Genomic DNA, 708 nt, shown 5'->3' with positions numbered 1-708 from the left:
TGGCCGGGCCCCACTGGGGCGGGGCGGTTTCGGCTTCGAGTTCGAGTTCGGCGGTGGCCTGGACGAGTTCCATGAGGTCGGGGTCCAGACCGGGTCCGAACTCCTCGGGGCGCTCCACGGCGATCCCGGGGAACGGCACACCCTCGGGGGCCTGCTCCATGCTCATGGTGGTGCCGTCCTTCGACGGCGAGGTCCCGCGGATGATCTTCCCGGCCTCGTTGAGCTGGTCGAGGCTGAAGGTGTACTGCTTGGACTGCAGCCCCTGCTCGGTGAGCTTCTTGACCTCGGGGAACTGCTCGGCGTTGGTCTTCGGGATCGGCAGCAGCTTGTTCCACTCCACCCCGAGCGCCTCCAACGCCTTGGCGTACGAGTTCTCGTGGGCCTGGTCGCGCACGATCAGATACGCGATCGTCGAGCGGGCGGTCTTGTTCGCGGTCATCTCGTACAGGCGGCACTTCTGCAGGCGCCCGGTGGACTCCAGCATCAGGTTGTAGAGCAGGTTCAGCGGCAGGTTCCCCGAGTCGTAGACGTACTTCCCGGTCCACGGGTCGCCCTGGGCGTCCACCGGCAACGCGCCCTGCGCGCCGACCAGCCAGTGGTGGATGTTCCCACCGGACAACGCGAGGTCCAGGGGGGTGGCGCCGCCGGCGCCGGGCTCGTCGAGGTTGGTCGGGTTGCCCTGATAGCGCGGGGAGCCGTCGACGAGCT

The 708-nt window shown here is 68.2% G+C and carries 1 protein-coding gene; it reads right to left on the bottom strand.

Features of this window, described 5'->3' with window-relative positions:
* Positions 1-708, bottom strand: a 708-nt coding sequence (locus tag WCD74_RS29845; RefSeq protein ID WP_337698572.1) for a manganese catalase family protein, incomplete at both ends; no start/stop codon positions are given.

This window comes from Actinomycetospora aurantiaca, from assembly GCF_037401875.1.
Classification (GTDB): domain Bacteria; phylum Actinomycetota; class Actinomycetes; order Mycobacteriales; family Pseudonocardiaceae; genus Actinomycetospora; species Actinomycetospora aurantiaca.
The sequence above is the reverse complement of the archived record's forward strand: the minus strand, read 5'-3'. Positions and strand labels throughout refer to the sequence as shown.